This is a genomic window from Pseudomonas gebzensis, from assembly GCF_034427815.1.
GTDB lineage: Bacteria > Pseudomonadota > Gammaproteobacteria > Pseudomonadales > Pseudomonadaceae > Aquipseudomonas.
The window spans coordinates 1-1,760 of record NZ_JAXQNS010000022.1 but is presented as its reverse complement, the minus strand read 5'-3'; the positions used below and the strand labels follow the sequence as shown (position 1 = coordinate 1,760).

2 protein-coding genes are annotated in these 1,760 nt (G+C 63.1%); both read right to left on the bottom strand.

The features are described from left to right. Positions 1-4: 4 nt before the first annotated feature. Positions 5-481 carry an aromatic-ring-hydroxylating dioxygenase subunit beta gene (locus SJI00_RS22275; protein WP_322463842.1) on the bottom strand — a complete coding sequence of 159 codons (477 nt, stop codon included), beginning with the start codon at positions 479-481 and terminating at the stop codon, positions 5-7. After that, on the bottom strand, positions 481-1,760 hold a 1,280-nt coding region (locus tag SJI00_RS22270), incomplete at its 5' end, for an aromatic ring-hydroxylating oxygenase subunit alpha (protein WP_416221081.1). The genes SJI00_RS22270 and SJI00_RS22275, both read right to left, overlap by 1 nt.

Here is a 1,760-nt window from a genome sequence, read left to right as displayed (position 1 = left end):
ACCCTCAGAGGATGTAGCCGATGCCGGCCAGGGCATCGTCGCTGTTGATCAGGCTGATGACCTTGCGCGCGATCTTGAAGCCATTGGCCTCACGCTCAAGGCTGTAGGTGAGGTCGGCGGTGTAGTGCTTGAGGCTTTCCTTACGGAACTCGCGGATGTTCTGCGCAGCGCGCACGGTCACCGTTTGGCCGTCGTCGCCGAGCACCCGGATGCGCGACAGCGTGCGCACGGTGCGCGGCTGCGGGCTGGTGGAAATCGACTCACCGCCGGTCAGCCGCTGCACGCGCAGTTCGCGCATGTGGTGGTCGTCGTAGGCGTAGTTGAGGGTGTTCTCGAAGTCGCTTTGCTTGGGGTCGATGGGGATGATGTAGGTGCCGTTGGCGGTCCACAGGTCGAGCCAGGCGCCGTATTCGCCGTGGTCGAGCATGTCGCCTTCCTGCCAGAGGAAGGCGGTGACGTGGGTGAGCAATTCCAGGTTCATCAGTTTGCCTCCGCCATCATCTTTTTCCACTGCTGGTACGCCGCACGCATGCCGGTTTCGGCGCTGACGTCGGACACCCGACCATCGGCGCTTTCGCGCTCACCGGGCAGGCCACGGTTGAGCATGATCCACAGGTCTTCGCCGGCGCTGGCGCCTTTCTGCACCCGCTCCCAGGCTTCGGAATCGTCCGGGGTGCCAAAGCCCATCGGGCCTTGGAAGTGCTCGTGCAGGCGCAGGCGGTAGCGGTTGGCCGCAGCCGGGCCGCCGTCCATGGTGATCACCGAGTGGTGGATTTCGGTTTCGGTGACCGAGATCGGTTGCAGCACGCGGAAGAAAGCCATGGAGCAAGCGACGTTGGGGAACAGGTTGAGGTTGAAGCCGGTGCCGCCAACGGCGCGCACGATGCGGCGGACTTGTTGCTCCTCGATACCCTCGCTGCGTAGTTCGTTGGCGAGGGTCTCGAAACGCTCAGGGATGGGTTTATCCAGCTCGGCTTCCAGATCCACAAGGTCCGGAATCATCACCATCACGCTGTGGCCGTTGCCCAGGTCTTCGACATAGCCGGGGCCTTTGACGAAATCGAACAGCGCCAGGGTCTGCTCATCCACCGACGACAGGAAGCTCTTGTGCACCAGCGGGAAGTGGTAGGCATCGGTGGTGTTTTCCAACTGGATTTTCCAGTTGCCGGGGAAGCGGAAGCGGTGCTCGCCCGGCACCTTGATGCCGTAGCCGGCGCCCTGTTTCATGAACAGGTCCATCCACTTCTTCGCCGCGCCGAGGAACTCTTCCAGCGGCTCGATGGCGTCGTTGAAGGTGGCGAAGATCATGCCGGCGTAGCGCTCGGTGCGCAGGCTCACCAGCGGCAGTTCGCTTTTGTCGAGGCAGTCGCCGTAGCTCTCCGGGTGCGGAACGCCGCGCAAGGAGCCGTCCAGGGCATAACCCCAGCCGTGGTAGGGGCAGACGAAGCTGTTGGTCTTGCCTTTCTTGTGCTCGCACACCGTGGCGCCACGGTGGCGGCAGCGGTTGAGCAGCACATGGATGTCTTTCTTGCGGTCGCGCACCACGATCACCGGCTGCTTGCCGATGTAGGTGGTCTTGTAGCTGCCCGAATCGGGGATTTCGCTCTCGTGGGCGACCCAGATCCAGGTGTTGTAGAAGATCTTCTCCAGCTCGGCGTCGAACAGCGCCGGGTCGGTGTAGAGCGAGGTGTGCACGCGGTCGGGCTGGATCAGTTCGGCCGGATCGACGGCCAGGTTCACGGCAGGAATCAGGTTGTTCA